1 protein-coding gene is annotated in these 230 nt (G+C 76.1%); it reads left to right on the plus strand.

Annotation, left to right across the window (positions count from 1 at the left end):
* Positions 1–36 precede the first annotated feature (36 nt).
* Positions 37–230, plus strand: a 194-nt coding sequence (locus PROKR_RS03780) for a chromate transporter (protein ID WP_036959642.1), incomplete at its 3' end; no start/stop codon positions are given.

Consider the following 230-nt stretch of genomic DNA (forward strand, 5'->3'; position numbering starts at 1 on the left):
CCTGGACCGGCTGCTGCCGGGCTGGCGCGCCCGCTGATGACCTCCCGCTCCCCCGTGCCCGCGCCGGCCGGCCCCGGAACCGTCGGCGAGGTGTTCGTCGCGTTCCTGCGCCTGGGCCTGACGTCGTTCGGCGGGCCGGTGGCCCACCTCGGCTACTTCCGCGACGCGTTCGTCGTGCGCCGCAAGTGGCTCGGCGACCAGGCCTACGCCGACGTCGTGGCGCTGTGCCA

Origin of the sequence: Promicromonospora kroppenstedtii DSM 19349 (assembly GCF_000515355.1) — a bacterium.
In the GTDB taxonomy this organism is placed as follows: domain Bacteria; phylum Actinomycetota; class Actinomycetes; order Actinomycetales; family Cellulomonadaceae; genus Promicromonospora; species Promicromonospora kroppenstedtii.